Origin of the sequence: Paenibacillus agri (assembly GCF_013359945.1) — a bacterium.
Lineage (GTDB): Bacteria > Bacillota > Bacilli > Paenibacillales > Paenibacillaceae > Paenibacillus_AQ > Paenibacillus_AQ agri.
The window spans coordinates 1-25910 of sequence record NZ_JABWCS010000185.1; the positions used below are offsets into that span (position 1 = coordinate 1).

Annotated in this window: 24 protein-coding genes; 20 read left to right on the forward strand and 4 right to left on the reverse strand. The window is 45.9% G+C overall.

Annotation, left to right across the window (positions count from 1 at the left end; translation table 11 throughout):
• Positions 1–183 (forward strand): hypothetical protein (locus HPT30_RS29530; RefSeq protein ID WP_217622236.1); only part of this gene is annotated, 183 nt, incomplete at its 5' end.
• 654 nt (positions 184–837) lie between these two features.
• On the opposite strand, the gene HPT30_RS03205 is transcribed toward HPT30_RS29530, so the two are convergent.
• Positions 838–1740 (reverse strand): ABC transporter substrate-binding protein, encoded by a 903-nt coding sequence (locus tag HPT30_RS03205; protein WP_175370052.1) that lies wholly within the window; start codon positions 1738–1740, stop codon positions 838–840.
• A gap of 298 nt (positions 1741–2038) precedes the next feature.
• On the opposite strand from HPT30_RS03205, the gene HPT30_RS03210 reads away from it, so the two are divergent.
• Positions 2039–3499, forward strand: a complete 1461-nt coding sequence (locus HPT30_RS03210; RefSeq protein ID WP_175370053.1) for an aromatic amino acid ammonia-lyase — start codon at positions 2039–2041, stop codon at positions 3497–3499.
• A gap of 11 nt (positions 3500–3510) precedes the next feature.
• Positions 3511–4851: an aromatic amino acid ammonia-lyase gene (locus HPT30_RS03215; protein ID WP_175370054.1), complete on the forward strand. Its 1341-nt coding sequence runs from the start codon at positions 3511–3513 to the stop codon at positions 4849–4851.
• Positions 4852–4990: 139 nt separating this feature from the next.
• Here HPT30_RS03215 and HPT30_RS03220 read toward each other — a convergent pair whose 3' ends face one another.
• The gene (locus HPT30_RS03220; RefSeq protein WP_175370055.1) at positions 4991–5527 is read right to left on the reverse strand and encodes a DoxX family protein; all 537 of its coding nucleotides are present in this window, start codon (positions 5525–5527) and stop codon (positions 4991–4993) included.
• A gap of 247 nt (positions 5528–5774) precedes the next feature.
• On the opposite strand from HPT30_RS03220, the gene HPT30_RS03225 reads away from it, so the two are divergent.
• The 5 genes from HPT30_RS03225 to HPT30_RS03245 all read left to right on the forward strand — a co-directional run bounded on the left by HPT30_RS03225 (position 5775) and on the right by HPT30_RS03245 (position 9178).
• Positions 5775–6191, forward strand: coding sequence for a MarR family winged helix-turn-helix transcriptional regulator (locus tag HPT30_RS03225; RefSeq protein ID WP_175370056.1), 417 nt, complete (start codon positions 5775–5777; stop codon positions 6189–6191).
• A 164-nt stretch (positions 6192–6355) separates the two neighbouring features.
• Complete coding sequence (locus HPT30_RS03230) at positions 6356–7198, forward strand: protease complex subunit PrcB family protein (protein ID WP_175370057.1); 843 nt, start codon at positions 6356–6358, stop codon at positions 7196–7198.
• Between the two features lie 176 nt (positions 7199–7374).
• The gene (locus tag HPT30_RS03235; RefSeq protein ID WP_175370058.1) at positions 7375–7920 is read left to right on the forward strand and encodes a hypothetical protein; all 546 of its coding nucleotides are present in this window, start codon (positions 7375–7377) and stop codon (positions 7918–7920) included.
• Positions 7921–8239: 319 nt separating this feature from the next.
• Positions 8240–8593, forward strand: a complete 354-nt coding sequence (locus tag HPT30_RS03240) for a hypothetical protein (protein WP_175370059.1) — start codon at positions 8240–8242, stop codon at positions 8591–8593.
• A 216-nt stretch (positions 8594–8809) separates the two neighbouring features.
• Positions 8810–9178 (forward strand): hypothetical protein, encoded by a 369-nt coding sequence (locus HPT30_RS03245; RefSeq protein ID WP_175370060.1) that lies wholly within the window; start codon positions 8810–8812, stop codon positions 9176–9178.
• Positions 9179–9264: 86 nt separating this feature from the next.
• On the opposite strand, the gene HPT30_RS03250 is transcribed toward HPT30_RS03245, so the two are convergent.
• Entirely contained in the window at positions 9265–11466 is a 2202-nt protein-coding gene (locus HPT30_RS03250; protein ID WP_175370061.1) for a YhgE/Pip domain-containing protein, read from the reverse strand.
• A gap of 197 nt (positions 11467–11663) precedes the next feature.
• Positions 11664–12554: a LysR family transcriptional regulator gene (locus tag HPT30_RS03255; RefSeq protein WP_175370062.1), complete on the reverse strand. Its 891-nt coding sequence runs from the start codon at positions 12552–12554 to the stop codon at positions 11664–11666.
• Positions 12555–12771: 217 nt separating this feature from the next.
• On the opposite strand from HPT30_RS03255, the gene HPT30_RS03260 reads away from it, so the two are divergent.
• The 12 genes from HPT30_RS03260 to HPT30_RS03315 all read left to right on the forward strand — a co-directional run bounded on the left by HPT30_RS03260 (position 12772) and on the right by HPT30_RS03315 (position 25905).
• A complete protein-coding gene (locus tag HPT30_RS03260; RefSeq protein WP_175370063.1) occupies positions 12772–13344 on the forward strand; it encodes a sigma-70 family RNA polymerase sigma factor in 573 nt (190 codons plus the stop codon).
• A complete protein-coding gene (locus HPT30_RS03265) occupies positions 13341–14303 on the forward strand; it encodes a DUF4367 domain-containing protein (RefSeq protein WP_175370064.1) in 963 nt (320 codons plus the stop codon). The genes HPT30_RS03260 and HPT30_RS03265 overlap by 4 nt, the downstream gene beginning before the upstream one ends.
• A 574-nt stretch (positions 14304–14877) precedes the next feature.
• Entirely contained in the window at positions 14878–15963 is a 1086-nt protein-coding gene (locus tag HPT30_RS03270) for an outer membrane lipoprotein-sorting protein (protein ID WP_175370065.1), read from the forward strand.
• A gap of 214 nt (positions 15964–16177) precedes the next feature.
• On the forward strand, positions 16178–17359 hold the full coding sequence (alr, locus tag HPT30_RS03275) for an alanine racemase (RefSeq protein WP_175370066.1): 1182 nt from the start codon (positions 16178–16180) through the stop codon (positions 17357–17359).
• Between the two features lie 214 nt (positions 17360–17573).
• Positions 17574–17855: a CopG family ribbon-helix-helix protein gene (locus HPT30_RS03280; protein ID WP_066367449.1), complete on the forward strand. Its 282-nt coding sequence runs from the start codon at positions 17574–17576 to the stop codon at positions 17853–17855.
• Positions 17856–17858: 3 nt separating this feature from the next.
• Entirely contained in the window at positions 17859–18209 is a 351-nt protein-coding gene (locus tag HPT30_RS03285) for a type II toxin-antitoxin system PemK/MazF family toxin (protein ID WP_066367250.1), read from the forward strand.
• A gap of 233 nt (positions 18210–18442) precedes the next feature.
• Positions 18443–19000: a TetR/AcrR family transcriptional regulator gene (locus HPT30_RS03290; protein WP_312876287.1), complete on the forward strand. Its 558-nt coding sequence runs from the start codon at positions 18443–18445 to the stop codon at positions 18998–19000.
• Between the two features lie 183 nt (positions 19001–19183).
• Positions 19184–20386, forward strand: coding sequence for an MFS transporter (locus HPT30_RS03295; RefSeq protein WP_175370068.1), 1203 nt, complete (start codon positions 19184–19186; stop codon positions 20384–20386).
• 164 nt (positions 20387–20550) lie between these two features.
• Positions 20551–22752: a Tex family protein gene (locus tag HPT30_RS03300; RefSeq protein ID WP_246316911.1), complete on the forward strand. Its 2202-nt coding sequence runs from the start codon at positions 20551–20553 to the stop codon at positions 22750–22752.
• A 396-nt stretch (positions 22753–23148) separates the two neighbouring features.
• On the forward strand, positions 23149–23844 hold the full coding sequence (locus HPT30_RS03305) for a response regulator transcription factor (RefSeq protein ID WP_175370069.1): 696 nt from the start codon (positions 23149–23151) through the stop codon (positions 23842–23844).
• Positions 23837–24937, forward strand: a complete 1101-nt coding sequence (locus HPT30_RS03310) for a sensor histidine kinase (protein WP_175370070.1) — start codon at positions 23837–23839, stop codon at positions 24935–24937. Before HPT30_RS03305 ends, HPT30_RS03310 begins: the two co-directional genes overlap by 8 nt.
• Before the next feature lie 122 nt (positions 24938–25059).
• Entirely contained in the window at positions 25060–25905 is an 846-nt protein-coding gene (locus HPT30_RS03315) for a M15 family metallopeptidase (RefSeq protein WP_175370071.1), read from the forward strand.
• The last annotated feature ends 5 nt before the right edge of the window (positions 25906–25910 follow it).

The following is a 25910-nucleotide window of genomic DNA, read 5'->3' on the forward strand; positions in this document are numbered from 1 at the left end:
AAACAAACAAACAAACAAACAAACAAACAAACAAACAAACAAACAAACAAACAAACAAACAAACAAACAAACAAACAAACAAACAAACAAACAAACAAACAAACAAACAAACAAACAAACAGACAAACAGACAGACAGACAGACGGACGCACTAACTCACTAGCCAACAATCAAGCTATATAGAACGCATTAAAAGAACAAACATAGCCAAGAAAAAAGAGAGCTTATATAGGAAGGATCGAAGTGTAATTAACGGCATTTTCGTACCTTAAATTCTCCGCAGCTAAGGGGTAATGGAAATTAAGTGCAATATTGTACCTTAAATCTTCCAGAATCACCCTTCCAGTGTTCTTTTTCGAAAAATAAGATACAAATATGCCCTTATATACCTAATTTAACTTTAATGGAGAAAAATAAGGTACAAAAATGCACTTAGTTGAGGAGGGGCCCCTCTTTTCACTGTTAAGACGACTGGTGAAGGGGAATATGCCGCCATAGGCTGCAATCTATCGGCAGTCTATCGGCAGTCTATGTTACGTTGCTAGCTTTTTTCGTGGAAATCATCAAAAATTTCCGTCCAAAGAAATCAACACGGAAGCCAAAGAAGGCTTCCAGACCTAGTTTTCCTCCTGAATGTTTTCAGGCGAGCGCATTGCGCCTACAGTTCCAAATTTCCCTGTTCGCTCATCTTCGCTTTTTGTTAATTTCTTTTCTTCGGCATATATAACTGACTTATATAACTGGCTTATATATATCTAGCTTATATAACTAGCTTATGTAACTAAAAAACAGCAGCTTCTCCCGCTACTTGCACTTGGGGAAAAGCTGCTGTTTTGTTTATTTTATAAGACCAGAATCTTTAAGGAACTGCTTGGCTACATCTTTGTATTCTTTCTTATTAATATCTACTTCGCCATTCAATTTCTGCATAGTTGCATCATCCAGCTTCGCGGATATCGCATCCAGGAGTGTGCTTATTTCCTTATCCTGATCTAAAGCTTCTTGACGGATAACCGGGGCAACATTATATGGAGGCCATAGATGCTTATCATCCTTCAGAACCACCAAATCCGGGTTAAGCAGCTCGCCGTCTGTTCCAAAGGCCATGGTAGCTTGAGCTTCATCATTCAATACTACGCGATATTTGACACCATAATCGAAAAGCTTAAGGCTCTTAAATTTGAATTCACCATATACACGATTCATTCCAAGTAATCCATCTTCGCGCTCCTCGAACTCAGGTACACCAGCGAAGTTAATCTCGCCTGCTTTGGCTTGCAGCTCAGAGAGGGTGGTGATGCCGTATTTCTCGGAGGCGGAGCGGGATATGGCTATTGCCTGAGTGTTATTGGCTTGGGAAGGCGCTAACCAAACGAGGTTAAATTCCTTCTTATAATAGTCTGAGACTAGATCAAACACTTGCTTTGGATCTGTGAGCGGCTTCTCATTCAGGATGTTCTGCAGGGCTGTGCCTGTGTATTCTGGATATACATCGATATCGCCTTTTTTGAGTGCTTCATGAGCGATCAACGTTCCGCCTAGGTTAAGCTTTCGATCCACTTTAATGCCGGCATTCTCAAGTACTAATGCATACATTTCGCCCAGTATGAGTGATTCGGTAAAGTTCTTGGAGCCCACCACTATCTTTTTCTTGGAGGATCCGTCTCCGCAACCGGCAGCAATACTCATTAAAGCAATGATTAGTGTGAGCAGCAGCAAGCTTGATTTCTTCTTCTTCATCTCATTTCCCCCTGCAATCATAATTAGACTTTGCTCATTATTATCACTTGGTAATAATGGATTATTACTTTACAGGGCCAATAATAACATTACTTCCAAATAAATTCAATCACATTTGTTTACTAGGGATTAAAAAATTTTTTATGGGAATTTAAACCGTTTAACACTGCGAATTAATCCTGATAAGAATACTTAATATTTATTGACAATCAAAACGATGCCACTTACTATCTATTTAATAAATTGTTATCATTTTGTAATAATGAACTTCAATAAATACTTTGTGAGGAGTATGAATATGAGTGCCTCATTACAATTAGACGGATCAAACTTGAAGATGGAGGATATGGCTGCAGTATTGGCGGGGAAGATTTTCAAAGTAAGCATAGTTAAATCGCATAGCCAAACCTCGGAGCGCTCATTCCAACAGTCGGATCTCCCAACAAAGTCGTTTGGAGAACAGGGAGAGGGCTTCTTAGATTCATTAAGGGACTGGGTACAATCCGATGGCGAGTTACTGCCAAAAGAAGTAGGTCTCTTGAGTTTGTATCTTCTGTTGAATCATTCAGTTAAGCATAGTGATGTGCTGAGTGATGGCTTGCTTCAAAGAGTTTTATTGTTCGTGAATCATGGGATCGAGCCTTGCTTACATAAAGAAAACAGAACTGAAACCTCCGCGATGAGTGAACTTGCCTTGATTCTCTATGGCGAAGAAGAATTGCTTTGTTATCACCAAGGACAATTTAAAGCTGTTGGATCATTGTTCGAGGAGTTAGGGCTCACCAAGCTTCAATATACTCGCGAAGATGTGGCCTTTATTACGGGGCTGTGCTGTGTGTCTACAGCGATGTCTATTTACGCAGCTGCTGAGGCTTCCAGGTTAACGAAAACTGCAGATATTTGTGTTGCAATGCAGCTTGAAGCCATACGTGGGGAGACTGGAGCTTTTGACCGGCGTCTGCATGAGCTTGGCAGGCCGTATAATAGCCAGATCGAAGTCGCGGAGAACGTACGAAGAATCATTAAAGATAGTGAATTTACCACTGAAAGAGGCCGGGAAGCTTATGGTGGAGACAATGGTCCCCGCTGCCAGGATGCCATCAGTATTCGAGCTGTGCCCCAAACGCATGGGGGAGTCAGAGATACAGTGAAGTGGCTGAAGGAGCAGCTCGACAAGGATATCAATGATATCGCGGAGAAGTCGAACCCATTGATAGGGTACTTGCTGGATTTGGTCATCGTCGGTTTAATAGATCTCGGCAATATCAGTGAAAGAAGAAGCTTCAGACTCTTGGACAGTAAAATGTCATATGGGCTGCCGATGAATCTTGTCGGAGAAAACCCGGGTTTTAATCATGGATTCCCGGTCATCCAGGCTGCTGCTACAGCAATATTGGCTGAGATGAAATTGCTGGCCCTTCCGAATACTGCTTTTTCAAAGATCGATCATATCACCCGAAAATATGTGTGCACGACGCTGGAATCTTCGCTGAAGATGCTCGATGCGATATCGCTGCTTAACAAGATTTTGGGGATCGAGATGTACATGGCTGCTCAAGGAATGGATCTCGCTAAGAGTAAGCTGGTGGACTTTGAGTTTGGAATCGGATCGAAAGAAGCACTTCATGTATTCAGAAACTTTGTGCAGACGGTGAAAGTGAACCGCTTTGCTTCCCCGGATATGGTTGCTGCGGAGAAAGTCGTCACAGATGGCATCGTGCTTCAGGCAGTAGAAGATATTGTCGGAAATTTAAAGTAAGGTGTGAGCCTATGAAGGATGCAAACTTATATATCGATGGTTATAGCTTAACTGTAGAACATATTATTGAAGCTGTGCGCGGGGAATGGAAAAGTGTACGCTTGGAGGCAGAAGCAAAAGCAAGATGTGAGAGCAGCAGGGCCCAAGTATCTCGCTGGCTTGGATCGGATGCTCCTGTTGTTTACGGTGTGAATACGGGGCTTGGCAATCTGAAGGATACGGCATTGTCCCCGGAAGAGCATCTGGATTGGAATAAAACGATCCCCTATCCTCATGCCGTAGGTGTGGGGGAGTATCTGAATCCCGTCATAACCAGGACATCTATGCTTATTCGTGCCAATGTGCTGAGCAGGGGCTACTCTGGCGTAAGACCACAATTGATTGAAAGAATGCTGGAGATTTTTAACCATGGGATTGCTCCAGCGGTTCGTGAGTTAGGCTCTACAGGGTTAAGTGATCTTGGCCCGCTTGCTCACAACGCTATGGTCGTCGGGGGATTGGAAGAAGCACAGGTGTTCTACAAAGGCAGACACATGAGTGCCCAGGCATGTTTTCAAGAATTGGGCATGGAGGACGTATTCCCTCTGGAATGTAAAGAAGTGCTATCGCAGATGAATGGTTCAACCATGACACAAGCGATCGCTATCTTTGCCTGTCATAATATGCAGCAATTGCTGGAGATTGAAACAAGGATCGAAGCCATTCTGAATCGTGATCAACCGATCATAATCGATTCGAAAGAACGGGTGGATATGGCAGTCCAGAAGGCTTTTGAGATCATTCTGAACACCGTGAACTTCGAGAATAACATCACCTGCGACAATCCGCTTCTATTCGAAGTGGAGGATGGCTACGAAGCTGTAATGGGATGCAATTGCAGTAACACACAAGTAGGTTATGTGATGGATCTGCTTAATTTCCTCATTGCTGATAAGGCAAACTATATTATGGAATTCATCAACAGGCTGGACTTTGAAGAAGGCGGAAGGCTGAATGCGATCCGTGAAGCGGCTGCGGCACGAGTCAGACTCATTCATTCCTTAAGCCTCCCTGCTAGCGCCGATTCTATATCTACCAAGGCCAACCAGGAGGATCATGTCGAATTTAGTTTTGGGGCGGCAAGAAAGGCGCTTAAAGCGCTGACTGCCTACCAATCACTGTTGTCATATCTGCTTGCTGCGGCAACAAAGACAGATGCCGTTCGTAAGAACACAAGTAAGGTGCTGGAGGTATTCCCTGATTTGAATGTGAACACAACGGGTTCCTCTGCTAATCTGGCAGCTAGCATCAATCACTATTTGACTGGAAAATTCGATTTGGTTTCATTGATTGTGAAGACGGATGGAGATTGAAGCTTAACATCGCTGTAAAGAGCCGTGAAGAGCCGTAAAGGCGAACTAATAAATGTGATGTATCGTGATAGAAGCAAATAACCCGTAAGGAATGAGAGTGGTTCTGTCCGTTCCTTACGGGTTACAGTATGCATTCATGTTATACAGTACGTTTCAGCGGCGTAGCGACAGGCCGGATGACGTTCGTGTTGGTATCTTTTCTATGGAACAGCTTGCGCAGGTACGGAAGGACGAAGTAATCAAGGCCGATTTTACCAGCATTAGCGGCCGATACGATGATGATCACTTCCATGAGCAGTAATTGTACATTCGTGCTGACGGTACCCGAGAGCAGGTAAGCAGCGTTCATAACCAGACCCATAAGAGCAGCGAAGGTAGTGAATGTTCCTAGAATCAATCCCAAGCCAACCAGGAATTCACCAGCCGGTACCAGGAAGTTAAAGAAGTCTACGCCAGGGAGAGCTGCATGTTGGAGGAAGCTTCCCCACCAGGCCTGCACCGTCGCACCTTCACCAGCGCTCTTGGCAATAGCCCCTTTGATAAATCCCGAAGCATCAAACCCGCCGCCAGTCAGCTTATGCCATCCGGCAGTTAACCATTCATATCCCAGATATACCCGTACTATAGTGAGCAGCAGCATAGCGGCTTTATTTGTTCTGAACCAGTTGTTAAACATATCTCTTCACTCCTTATTTGTTGTCTTTCTTGTGTCTGTATCGGATGATCATCTTCGATAGCTTTATATTAAGTGATTTATTTCACAATAGGTGTGATAAATATCACAAAGTGGTGAGAAATTTTGATATCAAACTAAAATTGTGAATATTTTGTTTTGAAATGTGTCGAAGGGGACATAAGCGAGGGACCGGTACCGCTTTCAAATGGTTCTTGACAGAGTTTTTGCATAAAATTAACATACAGATATGAATGAAAAAGCTATTGTAGCCGTTATAGGCCGAATCCATCGCAGAAGTAATCGATTTATCGAGAAGGAATTGAAGAAGCATAATATTCACGGAATTGCTCCATCACACGGGGACATTCTGTTTCAGTTGTATGGACAGGAATCCATTACAATGAATCAGCTATCCTGCCTGATCGACAAGGACAAATCAACCATCACTGCATTAGTCGAGAAATTGGTGCGTCTGGAGTATGTTAAGAAGGAGCAGGACCTGAACGATGGCCGCATCTTCCGCTTATCCATTACCGATAAGGGAAGAGCGCTGAAGCCGATTTTTGAAGCGGTGTCCGAGTCTCTACTGGCTGCGGTGTATGAGGATTTTGCACCGGAAGAGAAGGAGCAGCTGTTTCAATTGCTCAGGAAGATTAATTTGTGAAAATGACTAACGACAGTCTGGCTTCCAGCCGGGCTGTTTTTAGTATAAAAATTTGTCTCAACCCCGCAACCTTTTCGAACAATCCCCGTCTAGAGTGTACCCATTGGGAAATAAATCATGACAAACACAACCAGCAACCCAACACAATACACGGAGGAATGAAGATGAAGAAACGATTGTTAAAACCGCTGCTTCTAATGATGATGATTGCCATTTTTAGTTTAAACGTTACGGGAGCGGCCTTTGCTAAAAGTGGCGGGTCCAAGAATCCCCCTAAGAACGGTATAGATATAGCGACTGCAGTAAGTATGATCGTAAAAGGGCTAGACCTGAACCTGAATACCATCGATTTTATCAAAATGCCAGTGGCAAGCGATCACTATACAAAAGTGAAGGATAACGCTCCATATGCCAAGGATTTCATTTACGCTTATTACAATGGAGTGCAGCTTCCGAAGGACATTAATCCTTCCGCCACAATCTCCAAGGAGTACTTTGCTGAGCTTCTGTACCAGGCTATGAGTCATAAAGGCGATTTTGTCTGGATTGAAACATTCCAAAAGGTGGCAGACGGAAATCAAATCAAAAAAGAATACATGAACAGTATTCAGAAACTGATGCTCGCCAAGATCGTTACACTCGACAGCAAACAAAAATTTTATCCGAAGAATAGTATCAGCCGTGACGAAGCAGCCAATATGATCAGCAAAACTGTGAAATTCATTAACAACTATAAACCAGTGCCTACACCTGCTCCAATCGAGGTTACATTAACCACGGGCAAGGAGACAGATGCTGTCACTAAGGTTACGCTTTCTGCTACGGTTCCAACTGGCGGTTATGGACTTGAAATCACGAGTATTCAATTCACGAAAGATCAGGCATTGATCAAATATAAGCTGGTGAAGCCGGCCCCGGACTCCATGAATGCTCAAGTCATCACCGAAATTAAAGCCGTAACCTACATTCCTTCGACGTTCAAACCTGTACTTCAGGCCAATAAATAATACGGATTTTTGCCTAATAGCTTTATTAGCAACGGATGGACTCGATAGGAGCCATCCGTTGTTTTTGTATGGGCGGGTAGGGAGAATGAAAAATAAAGAAGTGAAATGGAGGATTCTGTAATAATATCTCGAATATATAGGGGATGTAGGTATGACTAGCTAAGGGGGATATCACTATGGCTCTTCAGGCAGAAACTCTTGTGGAAGAATGGCTGAACAAGAACGGGTATTTTACGATAAGAGGCATCAAGGAGAAGCTAAATGAGATTGATTTCCTCGCGGTACGGCGAAATGGCGAAGGCGAATGGGAGTATGTCCATTGTGAAGTTCAGGTTAGTGTGCGACCTGTGGCCTATATTAGCAAGTTGACCAAGCAGCAGATGGAGAAGCTAGGCGTAAAGTCGAAGACAAGTGCCAAACTGCGCAATTCTGAAAGTCTAAAGGACAGCGTAAAGGCCTGGGTAGAGATCAAGTATACCTCCGACAAAAAGAAGAAGCTGCGCAGCTCCGTGATTGACACCGACCAGTGGCAGTATTGGTTCGTACACGGCAGAGTGAAGGATCAGAATGAGCTGGAGCAAATCAGCAGTGAAGGTGTCAAGCTGGTAGCGATCAAGGAGATTTTGCAGGAACTAACGGCCAATTCGACGGAACATAGTTTCTCTGCGGCTTCTGCAGGCGATTTGGTAGAGTTGATTAATCTGTTAAATGCGGAAGAGTAGAGCAGTCCGGATACCCTTTTCTTTTGTTCAGTCATCCATATGAGTCTTTGAACCCAAGTGGCGATGATTGAGATAGAAGACCAACTCTTTGGAGAAGATGTTGGTCTTTTTTGCGTCCAATGGTAACATGTAGGTCATATTTCTTATTAAAAACCGCGTATTTCGACAAATAAATACATATTTCTTATTAAATACCTTTACTATTTACAAATTTTTATTTAAGATTCTCTTATGTGTAATGGAATAGGAAATAATATGTAATACAAATTTTTCTTAATTTATTACAACAGATGATCATACATGATGGAGGAATGCACAAATGTTCACAATCGAATATAATGCCGCAAAAAACAGAGTTGTCGTTACCGCTCAAGAGGTTACACTGGACAATGCACAGCAATACATTGATGAGTTCACCGAGATTCTTAAAAAAGTAAAACCAGGGTTCACTGGTGTTACAATTCTGACTGGTGCTAAAGTATTGTCTCAAGAAGTAGCTAAGGAACTGGCACCTACTAGTGAACTGGCAACTCAAAAAGGCGTATCTACTGATAAAAAATGGGCCTATGTAACTGGTTCTTCCATTTACAAAATGCAAATGAGACGTATCTTCGGTGACTTCGTGGAGTACTTCGAAACCGTTGAGCAAGCAGATGCTTACCTGAGCAACTAATCTCATATGGATTCAAAATGTAGCAGCTCACACCCTTACAGGTATGGGCTGTTTTTGTTTTATAGTTACAGCTACATGATATAATTGAAGATATATCTGAGAGTATATCAGTACATAGGAGGCCTACTTATCTATATTATTTTGCAAGAGCCGACTGGTAAAACTTATGAAGCTGTCTTACAAATCGCCATGGAGGTATGCGATGAGTTCATTCTGGTGAAACGCGATCAGATGTCACTTGACCGGAGTGGAATTGAACTACTGGAGCAGCTAAAGCCTTTTTTCAAAGAGAAAAGAAGAGAAGATCATTGGCCAGGTACGCGGTTATTTGGTCATTATGCGGATATTTATTATTTTCATTGTTGTGCTGAAGCTACGAAAATCCTTCTCTCTTATTCCTCGGGTCTATACTCCTGGGTCCAACCGAAAGTCCCCGATGATCTTTGTTTTCTGAGAAATGGGGAGCCGTGGCTAATGAACACAGCGCATGAGGGGAACAGTTATTTAGATACTGATGTGGAAGAAGAAGTTATGCGTTTAGATCAAAGCGGATTGCTGTTTCATGACTTACCCCGGCATGGGTAGGCGTACTCTCGTATCTCCAATGAGTGCAATTAAAAAGAGGAATGAGCCACTTATAATTGTGGTTATTCCTCTTTCTTTATTTTATTTTAATTTACAATTTCTTTAGTTCTATTTGATTGTTTTCTTACCGTAATCGTTAAATAGAGAATAGTTAGTGTGATAAAAGAGGCACCGAAGAGACCTAAGGTTACTGCTTGATTCAGAACATACTTATAGTCAACAGTTGTTGACATCAGCTCTCTGAACCCTTTTATAGAATAGGTTAGCGGTAAAAAAGGATTGATATACTGGAAGAATGTAGGCGTTAATACTTTCGGGAATGTTCCGGCACTTCCTCCAATCTGCAGCAACATTAGAATAAAAATGATATACTGTCCGACTTTATCCATCGTTACTGTGAGAAATTGTATGATGGTATAAAGGGTTAAGCTTGTGAAAATAGTAAACAGATAAAAATATAGTTCATTTTGAACTTGTAAACCTAGTCCATGAATTAAGATTACATCTGCAAAGATGGACTGAAATACACCGACCACCAATAATACACTATATTTACTGATGAAATGCGAAAACCCGGAAGTTGTAATCTCCGTGGTAGTTCTCATCGAATAGGACGAGACAAACATTAGTCCACCTGCTAAAAGACCAAGGGATAGGATATAAGGTGCTAATCCAACTCCATAATCTTTCACATCATTTAACTTATGAGCGACAAGATTAATCGGACTGGCAAACATAGTATTCGTTTCATCATTCGTACTCACATCGTTTACCTTATTTGCTCCGTCCTGTAATGATTTATGCAGCGTACTTGTTCCCTGTGAAAGATCGTGTGTGCCTTTTAATAATTCATTAGCCCCATTTGCTAACTTACCTGAGCCAATATAAAGTTGATTCGAGCCATCGCTTAATTGATTTATACCTTCAACTATTTGATTACCCCCGGAATTTAATGTAACTAAGCCTGAAGAAAGTGCAGAGCTTCCCTCGCTTACCTTCTTAGTGCCGTTAAATAAATCAATACTTCCTTGAGCAAGCTTTTTCGAGGCAACTGCAGCTTCACCAAGCTTCCCATTAAATAATGTTGAATTAGAGTTGAATTCCTTTTGACCAGCTACAAGACTATTTGCAGCCGAATATAGATTGTGTTGACCCTCTGCAAGCTGAGAATAACTCGTACTGATCTGCTTTCCACCTTGATTCAGCTGATCCATTGATGTTGAGATGGTTTGAAGCTGCACAAGCACTTTCTCTATTTCTTCCTGACTAATGGATCCAGTACCACTTACATCCGAGAATTCATTAGTCAGGTCTTGTATGGCCGTATTCAAAGTTGATAGGTTATTCGTAAATTGACCAACACTATTTTGGAGTGCTACGGAGCCGTCAACGGATTGCTTTAAACCTGCAGCTAATTGAATACTCCCATTTAATAATTGATCGGAGCCGTCTTCTAATTTTTTACTTGATTCTGATAACTGCTGTAATCCGGAATTAAGGTCACCCGAACCATTTTTGAGTGAATTTGCACCAGCCAATACTGTATTAATACCAGTGTTCAACTGGTTTGCTCCATCGCTGGATTGTTTAATGCCATTGGCTACCTGAATTGCACCTGTTTCTAATTTAGCTGTTCCATGTTTAAGAACCAGGTTACTATCCGTTAATTTCTCTAAATTTTCACTTAATGTGGTCGTTCCATTTGCAAGCTTATTTACACCTTCGCTGATCCGCTTTGTCCCATCACTAGCTTCCTGCATCCCTTCCCCGACTTTGTTAAGGCTTTTAAATACGGTATCGGCATATTGCTCGGTAACTTTTTTTGAAAGGCTGGAGCTTATATCCTTGATCGCTGAAGAGCTAATCTGTGACCCTGAATAGTTTTTTCCGGCATTCGTATAATAATTTAACTCCATTTTTTCCGGATGTTCCCCTAATAGAGATGAGGCGTGCTGTGAAAACTGACTTGGAAGTTCGATTACCATGTAATAATCTTCGTTCTTGAGTCCTGCCATCGCTTTATTTTCTGTAGTAAACACCCACTTGAATTTGTCATCGTCCTTTAATCCATCCACGAAATCTTTACCAATATTAATGGTCTTCCCGTCTAGTACAGCCCCTGTATCATTATTAACTACGGCAACTGGGAGTTGATCCAATTTACCATAAGGGTTCCAATAGGCTGACAGGAATATCAAAGAATAGAACATGGGGACAAGCATGATGGCAACAATCACCACAATTAAAAAGGGCTTTTTTAATATATTTTTCCATTCTTGTTGTATCATTCAGTGACCCTCCAATGTAATTAAATTTATATAAAAATCAAAATGTTTCGAATGACAAAACATATTCTATCAGCGTCATTATTAAAAATAAATTTAATTAAAATTAATAATACTTAAATTATATTTAACTATGAAACACAAATAAGACCTTGCCATTATGACAAGGCCTAACGATTTTCTATTCAGACGCTGTAAGCTTAAGTCAATTGGGATAACAGATGATTCGTAAATTGTTCGATCATATCAGAGTTTTCCTGATCTTTTCGCGTAATTCTCCATAAATAGTTAGGCACGGTAGTAAATTCGTTAATTGAAATCGAAATCAGCTCATCTTTTATATAAAGAGGCAATGAATTAAGCGTATATTCTGTAGCAATTGTTATGGCATTCCCTTTAGTAACCATTTGGAAAAGCCCATCAACGTTATTTGTGACTAAAGCAAGCCTATTCGACTCGTCGTTTAGAAGGAATTTTTCAGCAATCATTTTTATATAGGGGTCGTTGTACAGGACAATTGTTTCATCTTTTATCTCATTCCCAGGTATATTTCGTTTAAAACGCAATGCTGAACTTTTATGTACAACCAAGATCGCTTGATCTCTTATGATAGGCTGCCAATTAAGTGAAGGATCTTGTTGGTTCTTGGAGAAAGAGACGAAGCCCATATCCGCGATACCGTTTTTAACCTGATTCACAACGGAAGTCGTTTCACCTTCAAACATTTGAACATTTATATAGGGATAATTTTTTTGAAACCCCAGCATGGTGTTGATAATTTTGGAGACGAGACCCGGAATGGTTGAAATCAAGATATTACCATAGTTTCTATGCTTTAAAGTAGCTATATCCTTTTTCATTTTATCGATGCTTCTGAGGATTGAGACCGCATGCTGTATAACTTTTTTGCCTTCGGGAGTTGGAGTTACACCTTTTCTGGAGCGATGAAATAGTGAAACCTCTAACTCCTCTTCTAACTGGCTGATTGAAATACTGATTGCCGGAACAGTCATGAGGTTCTTTTTGGCTGCTTCTGTAAAGGAACCTAGTTCTCCTACATCTACAAGATAATGAAGCTGGATAATATTCATCAAATCTACCCCATTAATTTTTATTAAAGTAATTTTATCATATGTAAATACTGAGATATATAATATTCTCCATTCACGATATAGAAAAAGTTAAGGGGAACTCTCACTGTAGTATCAGTTAAATTTTCCTAATGTATGTAATAGATTACGGCTGCCGGCGTATTAGCTTCTGTAAATCACTTGGCCGGTGAATATTGCAGGAAAGGAGAACAGAGGGATGCAAGAGCGCGCATTGCTACAATCTTTTGGTCAAATTAAGCAAGAAAACGATACCGCCGTCGACAAAGACAGGCTCTTCACAACGATTTTTGAAACCTATTATTCCAGGATATTCAACTATACCGCTTATCGCGTCAGCTGCCGTTATACGGCGGAGGATTTGACCAGCCAGATCTTCGAGAAGACATTGTCCAAGCTGCACAGCTACTCCGGGGAAAAAGCGCCGTTCGAAGTATGGTTGTTTGCCATCGCGAGAAACGTAGTGAACGATTATTACCGGAGTCAAAAGAGGAACCGCTTCTTCTCACTGGATGCCATCCGTGAACTGGTATCAACAAGACAAGCCCCTGAAGAGCGTATGCTGGAGGGAGAACGCAGCAGCGGACTGAACCGTGCGCTGGATACGCTGGCGGCCAAAGAGCGGAATATCGTGGCCCTTAAATTCGGGGCGGATCTGAAGAATAAGGAGATCGCCAGCATCACAGGAATGTCCGAAAGTAACATCGGCGTGATTCTGTACCGAAGTATGCGGAAATTAAAATCGGAGATAGGGAGCGTGGAACAACTGTGAATGCCAAGGATACGGTACAGAGGTTGTCCAAAGACATCGATGAGGGTCTTCACCAGAAAGATTCCACTGATTGGAACGGTTCTCCGGAGTACCTTGAACTGCTGAGCTTAAGCAAGGCGCTGGCTGGACAGGATTTCAGTGAAATTTCCAATAAGTCGGACATTTTGGACAAGATACAGAGCCGGATTAAGATAAAGGAGGCAGATCGAAAGATGAAGGTTAAAAATAGCATCAGACGTCCAGCGATAATTATGGCTTCCATTCTGGTTGCAGGTGCGCTCAGCGTTAGCTTCGTTAAGCCATCCTTTGCACAAGAGATGCTGGACAGAGTTCTGCAAAAGATTAATCTGGGAAACATTATTGCCAGTCAATACGATCCCGATCAAGAGCCGCCGTTTCCAGAAAAGTGGAAGGGTAAGCTTTTTGACAAGGATGGAAATAAGATAGAATCGTATACAGAGAAGCTGGGCGAGGTCTATAACGCCAACGGTGAGCTTATCGTAGGTTTTGATGGGGATGAGCTGATTACGAAAAGCCAGCAGGAACAGCGCGATAAGGAGGCAGCGGCGAAAAAAGTAGTAGTAAAGGAACCGGCTGAACTGGAACAATACGCGCTCTTCACAGTAAAGCTACCCAAGTATTTGCCGGAAGGATTCACTTTTGACCATGGAGAATTTTCTAAGGATGAACAGGGTGTTAACGGGAAATACCTTAATTTGATCTTTACCAGTGAGAAGAAGGGGAAGAAGATCTGGATGCAGCAGCGCTTCTCCGATAAGGAGACGGCATACGAGCGATCCAGTACAGCCAAGCTGGAGAAAGTCAGCGTAAGCGGTGTTGACGCCGTGATGTGGGACGATAGAAGCCTTGACTGGGAAGCGGATGGGGTATTATATGACCTCTCAACCAAGGGGCTAGACCGGGCTGAGGTACTGAAAATCGCTGAATCTATTCGTTGAACATGCGCTAATAGTACGAATGAGAAGATCTCCCGTGCGGGGGATCTTTTTTTAAACACGACAGAACTCCAATGTAAATAAGGGCATTTTTGTACCCTAAATGTGATGTAACTGAGAAATGACGTAGATTAAGGGCAATTTTGTATGTTAAATCTTCAGTTTTCATGTCCTACACTACTTTCACAAGAAATAAGGTACAATAATGCTCTTATTTCCCTTTTTATCCTCAAAAAGAAAAATATAAGGTACAAAAATGCTCTTAATTGGGAATAGTGGTTTGAATCCTTTATTCGCTTTATATTGCATCTAAAAACTTACAATGTCTATTGTATCAATGTTATTGTACCAGGTTAACTATTTTAAGAACCCGCCAGAGGGCTGTTTTTTTACGTAAATGTACGATTTCAGCATTTCTCATGCAGGGTTGTGAGCTAAGGCTCATGAAAGTTCTTTATGATCACTCTCTTTCACCTTTCAAAACCCACGCTTGTCATGCCCGTCTGCATATTGTGGTCAAGTCCCTCATAGACATGTACTAATCAATGCATTCAAAACAGGTTAAGGGGATGATGTCATGCGCCGGATAACATGGGTACTCGCAATCATTATGAGCGTGGCCCTGGTGCTCACGGGGTGCGGGAAGAAGGATGCTGCGTCCGTAGTTAAGGATTTGAACGATGTGGCTGACAGGTTGGAGAGCAAGCAGGGAACATATCAAGGCTCGGGCACGATGACTCTGTATACCGGCGAGCAGCCGCAGGAATACAAGGTGGAGGTATGGTACAAGAATCCTTCCTATTACCGGATTAGCTTGTCGAATGTACAGAAGGATATCACGCAGATTGTGCTGCGCAATGATGAGGGCGTATTCGTACTGACGCCGAGTCTGAATAAGAGCTTCCGCTTCCAGAGCGATTGGCCGGATCATCAAGGGCAGGTCTACCTGTACCAGACGCTGGTGCAAGGCATTGTGTCCGATAACAACCGCCAGTTCGTGGCCGACGGAGATAACTTCGTGTTTGAGGTGGCGGCGAATTATCAAAGCAGTGCGCTGGTGCGCCAGAAGATCTGGCTGGATAAGAAGTCATATGCGCCGAAGCAGGTGCAGGTGTCCGATTCGGAAGCCAAGGTTGTTGTGAATGTGAAGTTCGACAGCTTTACCTTTGATACGGACTTCACGAAGGATTCCTTCGATATGCAAAAGAATATGTCCACCGGAACGCCATCCAAGAGTACGGTGGCCGAGGTAGATGAGAACGGCAATCCGGTGTCGGCACCGGAAGAAGGAGAGAATACCCAGCCGCCGGTGGCTGCAGAGCTTGGCGACTTCGGTATTGTGGAGCCGAACTACGTTCCTGAGGGTGTGAGCCTGAAGGATTCCAATAAAATCGAAGGCAGCAAGGATCAGGCGGTGCTGCTCCGCTACGACGGAATTTATCAATATACGATCATGGAGGCCCGTCCGCTGGACCGTGCAGTGTCCCTCACTCCTGGCAAATTGTGGTATATGGGCTTCGCCTTCGGGGTCCTGAGTGGTGACGATTTGCAGACGCTGACCTGGACGAATGAAGGGATCGAGTACCGGATTACAAGCGCAAATCTGCCAGTTGATGAAATGGTGAAAGTTGCCGCTTCTATGCAGGAACAATCGGGTAAGTAATAGGAGTAGGCGGATACTGCGTATTGTGGGAATCATTCCTCTACAGCGTAGTATCCGTTTTTTCTTTATTCGCTGGTTAATTTGGGTATATTATTTTTAGGCCGCCAAACACGCTTGTGTTACATTGACAGTCACCTTCCGTTAGCATTACCATTACCAGTAAGACATTACTAACAGATAACGTTTTACTACAACGTAAGAAGGTGACTTTGAAGTGCAAGCAAGCTATCGACCGACAGCAGCCGAGATCAATCTGGACGCTTTGCGCGCCAATTACGAAGCTTTCCGTACGGCTTTGCCCGCGGAGACCAAGTTTATGGGGTGTGTCAAAGCTAATGCGTACGGCCATGGAGCAGTGGAAATTACCCGGGAGCTCGAGACACTGGGTGCGGATTATGTCAGTGTAGCCTTTTTGGATGAGGCGCTTCAGCTGCGTCAAGCAGGGATCAAGCTCCCCATTCTGGTGCTAGGCTATACATCTCCGGATGGAATCGCTGCTGCCTGGGAGAATAACATAACCGTGACGCTGTTCACGAAAGAGGTACTGGAGGCTATAGGGCAGCTTCCTGTAGATCCGGAACACCGGCTGAAAGTACACATCAAGATGGATAGCGGGATGGGCAGGCTGGGACTTTTGCCGCCGGATGTACCTGCTTTTATCGCAGAAGTGCAGCGTGTGGCGCAAGCGGAGCTGGAAGGTATGTTTACCCATTTTGCCAAAGCGGATGAAGAAGACAAAAGCTATACAATGGAGCAGTACCGACGATTCACGGACGTGGCGGAAACGCTTCGGGAACAAGAAATTGATATCCCGATCATACATACGGGCAACAGTGCTACGGCCATTGATACACCTTATCTATCCACGGGCATGGTGCGTGTAGGCATCAGCTTGTACGGCTTCTATCCCTCAACCGAGGTGAACCGGCAGCTGATCGATCTGCACCCGATTATGACGCTAAAGACGCAGGTGGTTTATGTTAAGAGCCTGCCGCCCTATTGGGGCATCAGCTACGGCACCCGTTACGTCACAGACAGCGAAGAAGTTATCGCAACACTGCCTGTGGGGTACGCAGATGGATATTCCCGCATGCTTAGCGGCAAAGCGGAAGTGCTAATACGCGGCCGCCGTGTCCCCGTCGTCGGAACAATCTGCATGGACCAGTGTATGGTATCACTGAAATCTTTCGCTGAAGAAGCGGAACAAATCAAAGCAGGCGAGGAAGTTGTACTCATCGGCCGGCAGGCTGGCGTGTCGATCACGGCAGACGAGTTGGCTCTCCACCTGGGAACCATTCACTATGAAGTTGTTTGCATGCTGGCACACCGTGTACCACGCGTGTATATACGCGAAGGTTGCACTCCATACCTGGTGAATGCTTTGCTGCAGCCGTAATGCCCTTAAAGTTAACAATATACAGGTAATTACTGGGAATGGATTAAATCGTAAACAACTATGTCTTGTATAGTCTATACGAACCACCATTTCTAGTTTATAATGGGATGCAGCATACTTGATATACTGACAGCATATATTCCTTGTATAAAATTCCTTGTATATTGCTAAACTGAAAGACAAGGGCAGAAGGTTTGTGGGGGTGGAAGAGAAGGTGGCCAATTTGCAGAACACCAAAAGAATCATGATCAGCTTGCCCGATCATCTCTTGCAGGAAGTGGATGGAATCGCTCAACTGGAGAATTCCAACCGGAGTGAATTGATCAGGCAGGCCATGAAACTGTACCTGAGTGAACGGAGGAAACGTGCCATCCGGGAGTCCATGCAGCGTGGCTACATGGAAATGGCCAAGATTAACTTGACCATGGCATGCGAGGCGTTCCTCGCGGAGGAAGATGCAGACAGCACTCTTGGCCGCTTAGTAAGCGGGGTGTAGACATTGATCGTGAAACGCGGCGACGTTTTTTTTGCCGATCTTTCGCCTGTAGTAGGTTCCGAACAAGGCGGGGTTCGGCCGGTTTTGATCATTCAGAACGACATTGGCAATCGCTTTAGCCCCACAGTAATTGTGGCGGCGATCACAGCACAGATTCAGAAGGCGAAACTGCCGACGCATGTGGAGATTGATGCGTCTGCTCACGGGTTTGATCGCGATTCGGTCATTCTGCTGGAGCAGGTTCGGACGATTGACAAACAGCGCTTAACGGATAAGATCACCCACCTGGATGATGATACAATGAAAAAGGTGGATGATTCGCTGCAAATCAGCCTTGGCCTGATTGATTTCTAAGCAGGGCAAGGATATAAACTGTACTTGAACAAAGGCGCCCGGGATCTCTCCCGGGCGCCTTTTAGTTTTTGGCGGGAATGGGGTGAATGGGACCTTTACCGGCAGGATAAAATGATATTTGCTGCAGCGGGGTTCTCTTTAAATTTTAACTCTGCTATAATTAGACCGGACAGTCGGTTTAGGAGGGATTTGTAATCAAAGGACGTTCAGATGGAGAAGAAACGAAGAAACGGATTGTACAGAACGCGGCCAAGTTGTTTGTCCAGAAGGGCTACGGCGCGGTAACCATGAATGAGGTATGTGTGGCGGCAGGTGTCAGCAAGGGCAGCCTGTATCACCATTTTCCCAGCAAGGATGAATTATTCCTGTACGTGGTGGAAGAGGATACCGAGTTATGGCTCCAAAATTGGGATATCAAGCGGGCCGGGATCGCAGATCTTGAAGAACGTTTCTATGCCTATGCCGAGCACTGTGCTAATGATTTCCAGAACCCGCTGATCCGGGCGCTGGAGGAGTATGCAAGAATCAAAGATCATACCGCTGAAATCGAGGAACGACTGTGGCATATGTATGATGATTCATTGCGGGCTTGCCGTGATCTGGTAAAGGAAGGGATAGATACCCATTATCTCAAGGCAGATGAGCCTGAGGATATTGTCGTTATTCTCAGTGGCCTGCTGGAAGGTGTCGGAAAGGTGTCGGAGATTTCGCGCTCGCCGATGGGGCTAGAGGAAATTAAAGAATATTATCGGAAATCGCTCAGACTGTTGCTTCAGGGAATACGTACGTAGTGAGAAGCGTAAGCTTTCTCATGTTTTAAATTAGACCGGGTGGTCGGTCTCTATTGGTCGGTTGTTTATTTTTATGGTATGGGATTGCTCGTACCAGCAGATATTTAGAACAGAGAAAATTAGGCTTCACTAATGCCTAAAAATAATATTCGAAACTGTGCAGGGAGCACACGGAGGTTAATCATGTCATTACTGCTTAGAAACCGGGGAGCTATACTGCTTGTCATGTTGACGATTTTTCTGACTTTTACCGGAATCGGTCTTGTTGTACCCATTATGCCTACTTTTATGAATGAACTAAATATAAGCGGAAGTACGGTTGGTTTACTGGTCGCGGCGTTTTCACTTAGCCAGCTGCTCTTGTCTCCGATCGCGGGCAGGTTGTCCGATACAATGGGACGGAAGAATATAATCGTCGTCGGGTTGGTTGTATTCGCCGTGTCAGAGCTGGTGTTCGGTCTTGCGAATATGTCCTGGATGCTGTTCATCTCCAGAATGCTGGGCGGAGCGGGAGCGGCCTTGATTATGCCCGCAGTTATGGCTTACGTTGCAGATACGACCTCCTTGGAGGAACGGGCCAGAGGAATGGGGCTGATCAATGCAGCCATCTCGACTGGTTTTATTATTGGACCCGGGATTGGCGGTTATCTTGCTGAGTTCGGCATCCGCGCGCCATTCTTCGTGGCTGCCATCGCGGCAGGACTTATTGCTGTGGTGACATTTGCGGTTCTGCCGGAATCTCTTACTGCGGAGCAGCGTAAAGAAGCTAAAACCTCTGGAAAGAACCAGGAAAGTCTGTTGTTACAGCTTGTGCAATCTTATCGCCAGCCTTACTTCTTCAGTCTGGTTATTGTATTCGTACTAGCTTTCGGCCTCGCCAATTACGAGACGGTATTCGGATTGTTCGTGGATCATAAATTCGGATTTACGCCGAAGGATATTGCCTTCGTCATTACGTTTGGTTCCATTGCCGGTGCAGTGGTTCAGGTATCGGCCTTTGGCTGGATTCTGAACCGCTTCGGAGAGAACAGAGTGATCGCCATTTGTCTTTTGGCCTCGGCCGTATTTATTCTGTTGACGGTATTTGTGAGCAGCTACTGGGCGATTATTACAGTTACCTTTATCGTATTCTTGGCCATGGATATCCTGCGACCTGCAGTGAGCACACAATTGTCCAAAATGGCCGGGGATTCACAGGGGTTTGTCGCCGGTATGAACTCGGCATATACAAGTCTGGGCAATATTGCCGGACCGATCGTAGCCGGTTATCTATTTGATATCAACATTAATTTCCCGTATGCGGTGGCGGCGCTTGTCCTTGCCGTGTCCTTTATCCTGTCACTCAGCTCCAGTAAACGGAGCATGAGAAGTCAGCAGACATCATAGGATTTCCTTATGAAAAAATGCCCACGCTGGCACTTCTCCGTGTACTCCGGAGTGGTGTCCGGCGTGGGCATTTTGGTACCGGGCCGAATCTGTGATACTATTTTAGCATGAAGGTTGAACAGAATTGTGAGGCGGAAAGAGGGATTGTATTGACTGCAGAGAACATGAATGCTGGAGCCGTGGCGGATGAAGCGGCCGCCCAGCGCGAGCAGGAAACGATTATTCTGGCGATTGCCAAGGAACTAAGCATTGCGCCCAAGCAAGTGCGGACCACAGTAGGGCTATTGGATGAGGGTAACACGATTCCCTTTATTGCGAGATACCGGAAGGAAATGACGGGGGAACTGGACGAGAACGCGCTGCGTGATATCGAAGAGCGTCTCGGCTATTTGCGCAACCTGAGCGACAGGAAGAAAGATGTTCTCCGCAGTATTGAGGAGCAAGGGAAGCTGACTTCGGAGCTGCAGGAGCAAATCGCCAAGGCGGTTAAGCTCCAGGAGGTGGAGGATCTGTACCGCCCATTCCGCCAGAAGCGGAAAACCCGGGCCAGTGTAGCCAAGGAGAAGGGGCTGGAGCCGCTGGCAGAGTGGATCATCGGGCAGCCGAGACAAGGCAGCCCCGAGGCGGAGGCAGCCCGTTACATCGATGCCGAGAAGGGCGTAGAGACGGCGGAGGCAGCGCTGCAAGGCGCGATGGACATTATCGCCGAGAATATCGCCGATGATCCGGCCATCCGTTCCTGGGTGCGCCAGTATACGGCCAGCCAGGGAATTCTGGTCTCGGAAGCCAAGGATGCCGAGCAGGAATCGGTATATGAGAACTATTACAGCTATCGTGAGCCGGTACATAAAATGCCGCCGCACCGTATTCTCGCGATCAACCGCGGGGAGCGGGAAAGTGTGCTCAAGGTGGGCATTGAGATTGTGTCAGATAAAATTCATACCTTCATTGGACGTAAGGTCATCAAGGGACCTTCTCCGGTCAAAGACCTGCTGGAAAGTGTCATCGAAGATGCTTATAAGCGTCTGATCGCTCCGTCTGTGGAGCGTGAGGTGCGCGGGGAAATGACGGAGAAGGGTGAGAATCAGGCGATCTCGATCTTCTCTGGCAATCTGCGGAGCCTGCTGCTGCAGCCGCCGGTTAAGGGCCGCTGTGTCCTCGGCGTGGACCCTGCCTACCGCACAGGCTGCAAGCTGGCCGTCGTAGACGATACCGGCAAGCTGCTGGAGGTGGCGGTGACCTATCCGACACCGCCGAATAACAAAAAGCGCGAAGCCGCTGCCAAGTTCAAGGAGCTGATCGCCAAGTATGGCATCCAGCTCATCGTGATCGGCAACGGGACCGGCTCCCGCGAGACGGAGCAGTTCACGGCCGAGGTGATTGCCGAGATCGGCAATCCCGACCTGGCCTACCTGATCGTCAATGAAGCGGGAGCCAGTGTCTACTCCGCCTCCAAGCTGGCGCAGGAGGAGTTCCCGGACCTTGATGTGGCGGAGCGCAGCGCCGCATCGATTGCCCGCCGCGTGCAGGACCCGCTCGCGGAGCTGGTCAAGATCGACCCCAAGGCGATCGGGGTCGGGCAATACCAGCATGATGTCTCGCAGAAGCATCTGGAAGAGAGCCTTAAGGCCGTCGTGGAATCGGCCGTTAACCATGTCGGCGTTGACGTGAATACAGCGTCGCCGTCGCTGTTGTCGTACGTCTCCGGCGTGAATGCGACGATTGCGAAGAACATCGTCAAATACCGCGAGGAGAACGGCAAGTTCACTGCGCGGAAGCAGCTGCAGAAGGTGCCGCGTCTCGGTGCGAAATCCTATGAGCAGTGCATCGGATTCCTGCGGATCCCGGGCGGGGACAACACCCTCGACCGGACACCAATCCACCCCGAGTCCTACACCGTGGTGGACCGGTTGTTCAAGACGCTCGGACTGGATGTATCCAGTCTCGGCAGCAAGGAAGTGGCTTCTGAGCTGGCGGCACAGAAGCCGGAGGAGCTGGCTGCCCGGCTAGATGTCGGCGTGCCGACCCTGCGTGACATCCTGGAGAGTCTCCAGCGTCCGGGCCGTGACCCGCGCGAGGAGCTGCCGTTGCCGATCTTCCGCACCGATGTGCTGAAGATCGAGGACCTGGCGCCCGGCATGGAGATGCAGGGCACCGTCCGCAACGTGATCGACTTTGGCGCGTTCGTCGACATCGGGATCAAGAACGACGGGCTGGTCCATATCTCCCAGCTCAGCGGCAGCTTCGTGAAGCATCCCATGGACGTGGTCTCCGTCGGGGATAACGTGACGGTCTGGGTCATGGGTGTGGACCTTAAGAAAGGCCGGGTCAGCCTCACGATGCGCCCGCCGCGTACAGAAAATTAGGCAAGGGCTTCATAGATAAGGTAAAGCTACCTGCATGGTTACAACATGCAGGTAGCTTTTTTGTATAATGAGGGTATACAATCAGAGACGGTTCCTGACATATAAGATGAATGAAAGAAAGTAACAAAAAGCGAGAAGGAACGAAGGGGAAGGTTTGGAACTGTAGGAGCGTTAGCGCTCGCCTGAAAGCTTTCCACAGGAAAGCTCGCATCGGAAGCACAGACTGTTCCCAGATTTCAACCGCTAGAAGCGGTTTAATTGAAGAAATCTGGGGACAACAGCGACCGGAAGTCCAAACATTCACCGTAGTGACGACCAAGCAATACGTTTGACTCTTGAATTCATCTATAGAGCAACAACAGCCAGGAGCAGTGAACACGGGTGGGAGTGAATACAGTGAAACGAATAACGATTCTGATAGCAGATGATGAAGCAGAAATTGCCGATCTGGTCGAGCTGCACCTGACCAAAGAGGGATACCATATTATCAAGGCTTTTAACGGCAGAGAGGCGGTGCAAGCTGTACAGAGTCAGACCGTGGATTTGGCAATTCTCGATATTATGATGCCGGAGCTGGACGGATACGAGGTTACCCGGCAGATCCGTGAGAAGCACCATATGCCGATTATTTTTCTGAGTGCCAAAACCTCTGATCTCGATAAAATCACAGGACTAGTCATCGGGGCGGATGACTATATGACAAAACCGTTCAATCCGATGGAACTGGTAGCACGAGTGAATTCACAGCTGCGCCGGTCCATGCAGTTCAGCCAGCCAGCTGCTGCGGCCAGCGCTGTTCTGGAAGCGGGGGGACTCAGCATTAATGCCGAGCAGCATACGGTGATGCTGTACGGACAAGCCATCGATCTGACGCCGAAGGAGTTCGATATTCTGTATTTGCTGGCCAGCCATCCGAAGCAGGTCTTCAGCTCGGAAAATATTTTCCAGCAGGTATGGGGCGAAGCGTACTACGAAGGCGCCAACACCGTGATGGTGCATATCCGTACCCTGCGTAAGAAGTTAGGCGAGGACATGAACAAGACCAAATTTATTAAAACGATCTGGGGCGTGGGGTACACGTTCAATGGATAGAGGGCTGCTCAGTTTTCGGACGAGAATGATCACATTCCTGGGACTCAGCATGCTTCTGTCCGGCAGTATTACTTATGTCATTTACAGGCTTCTTCAGATGTATTATTCCGGAGTGAAACGTGAAGATCCCTTGGCTCATTACCGCCACATTATGTCCAACATTGGGGATATTTACTTTTTCCTGCTGATCTTTATCCCGCTCGCGATCTTCTTCTTCTACCTTTTCACGAAGCCGTATGCTTCCTACTTTAATGAAATCACCAAAGGCATTCACCATCTGGCAAGCGGCGATTTCAAGCACCGGGTCGATATCTCCTCCAAGGATGAGTTTCGGGCGATTGCCAAAGAACTGAATCTCGCCAGTGAGAAGCTGCAGGAGGCGGTGGAGCGGGGGGCGTTTGCGGAGAGCAGCAAGGATCAGCTGATTGTGAATTTGGCCCATGATCTGCGCACACCGCTTACCTCGGTCCTGGGCTACCTGGACTGGATTCTGAAGGGGGACAAATTAACGGAGGAGCAGACCAGACATTTTACCGAGATTGCTTATACCAAATCCCAGCGCCTGGAAAAGCTTATTGATGAGCTGTTCGAGATTACGCGGATGAACTACGGTATGCTGCCCCTCCAGAAGAATCAACTGGATCTCAGTGGCCTGTTGATGCAGCTCAGTGAGGAAATGTATCCGGTCTTCGAAAAGAACCAGCTCAGCGCAAGGCTGAACATCGTGCCCAAGCTGCAGATTCAGGGTGATGGAGAGCTATTAGCCCGTGTGTTTGAGAATCTGCTCAGCAATGCGGCCAGGTACGGGAAGGATGGACAATTCGTAGATATCAACAGTTTCTCAGAAGGCAACGAGGTTGTTATACAGGTGTTGAATTACGGCGGATATATCACACCCGAGAAATTGCCGCATATCTTCGAGATGTATTACACCAGCGATGAGTCGCGCAGTCAACAGGAAGGTGGCACAGGTCTGGGTCTGTTTATTGCCAAAAATATCGTCGAGCAGCATCAGGGCACCATCACTGTAGAGAGCAGTGTGGTCCGCACCTGCTTTGAAGTTAGATTGCCGCAGGAGAATCACCCGGTTTAACGAATGATCTCTGGAGAAGTTCAACCCTTCTAATTTAAGGAAAACTTTATATTTAGCCCCGCTTTTTTTTAAACAGTGGTCTCTATTCTGAAGATAAGAGGAATCAGGGAGGTTAACTGTATATGAAAAAGTGGGGCTTTTTTGTAGTTGTTGTACTTATGCTGGGCGGGATAGCCATTAAATATGTTTCGAAGGGTTTTACCGAAGAGGGTGAGTCCAAAGATAGCCAGCCGGGCAGTAATGCGTTCCAGATGGTCGCGGCATCCCAGATTTATCAGGGGGAGCTTCTGCTCGTCAACAAGGATAATCCGTTGCATGAGACAAGCATCAAGTCCGATATCGTGAAGCTGTCGGAGCATTCGGAGCTCACGCAGGGATATGTACTGATGGACACGAAGCTCCGTCTGTCGAGGTCGGTAGCTCAGGCCTTTGTGAAGATGGTTCAGGCTGCGGAGCAGGATGGGGTCAGTCGTTTTCTGATCAGCAGTGGTTACCGTGACTTTGCAGAACAGGAGGCGTTATACCGGGAAAAAGGATCGCAGGTTGCGCTCCCGCCGGGTCGTAGTGAACATAATCTGGGCTTGTCGCTGGACGTCGGATCTTCCCAAGCGGAGATGAAAAGGGCGCCGGAGGGGAAATGGCTGAAGAAAAATGCCTGGAAGTACGGCTTTGTGCTTCGCTACCCGGAGGACAAGACGGCGATAACTGGAATTCAGTACGAGCCCTGGCATTTTCGTTATGTGGGCTTGCCGCACAGTGCAATAATGCAGGAGAAGGATATGGTGCTGGAGCAGTATCTGGACTATCTTCGGGAGAAAAAAAGCCTTACTGCTGAAGCTGAGGGCAGGACTTACGAAGTAACCTATTACCCGGTCACGGACAATGTGATGATCAGAATTCCAGTGAATCAGCGTTATGAAATATCAGGCAATAACGTGGATGGCGTCATTGTGACGAGCGAGAAGTGAAGACA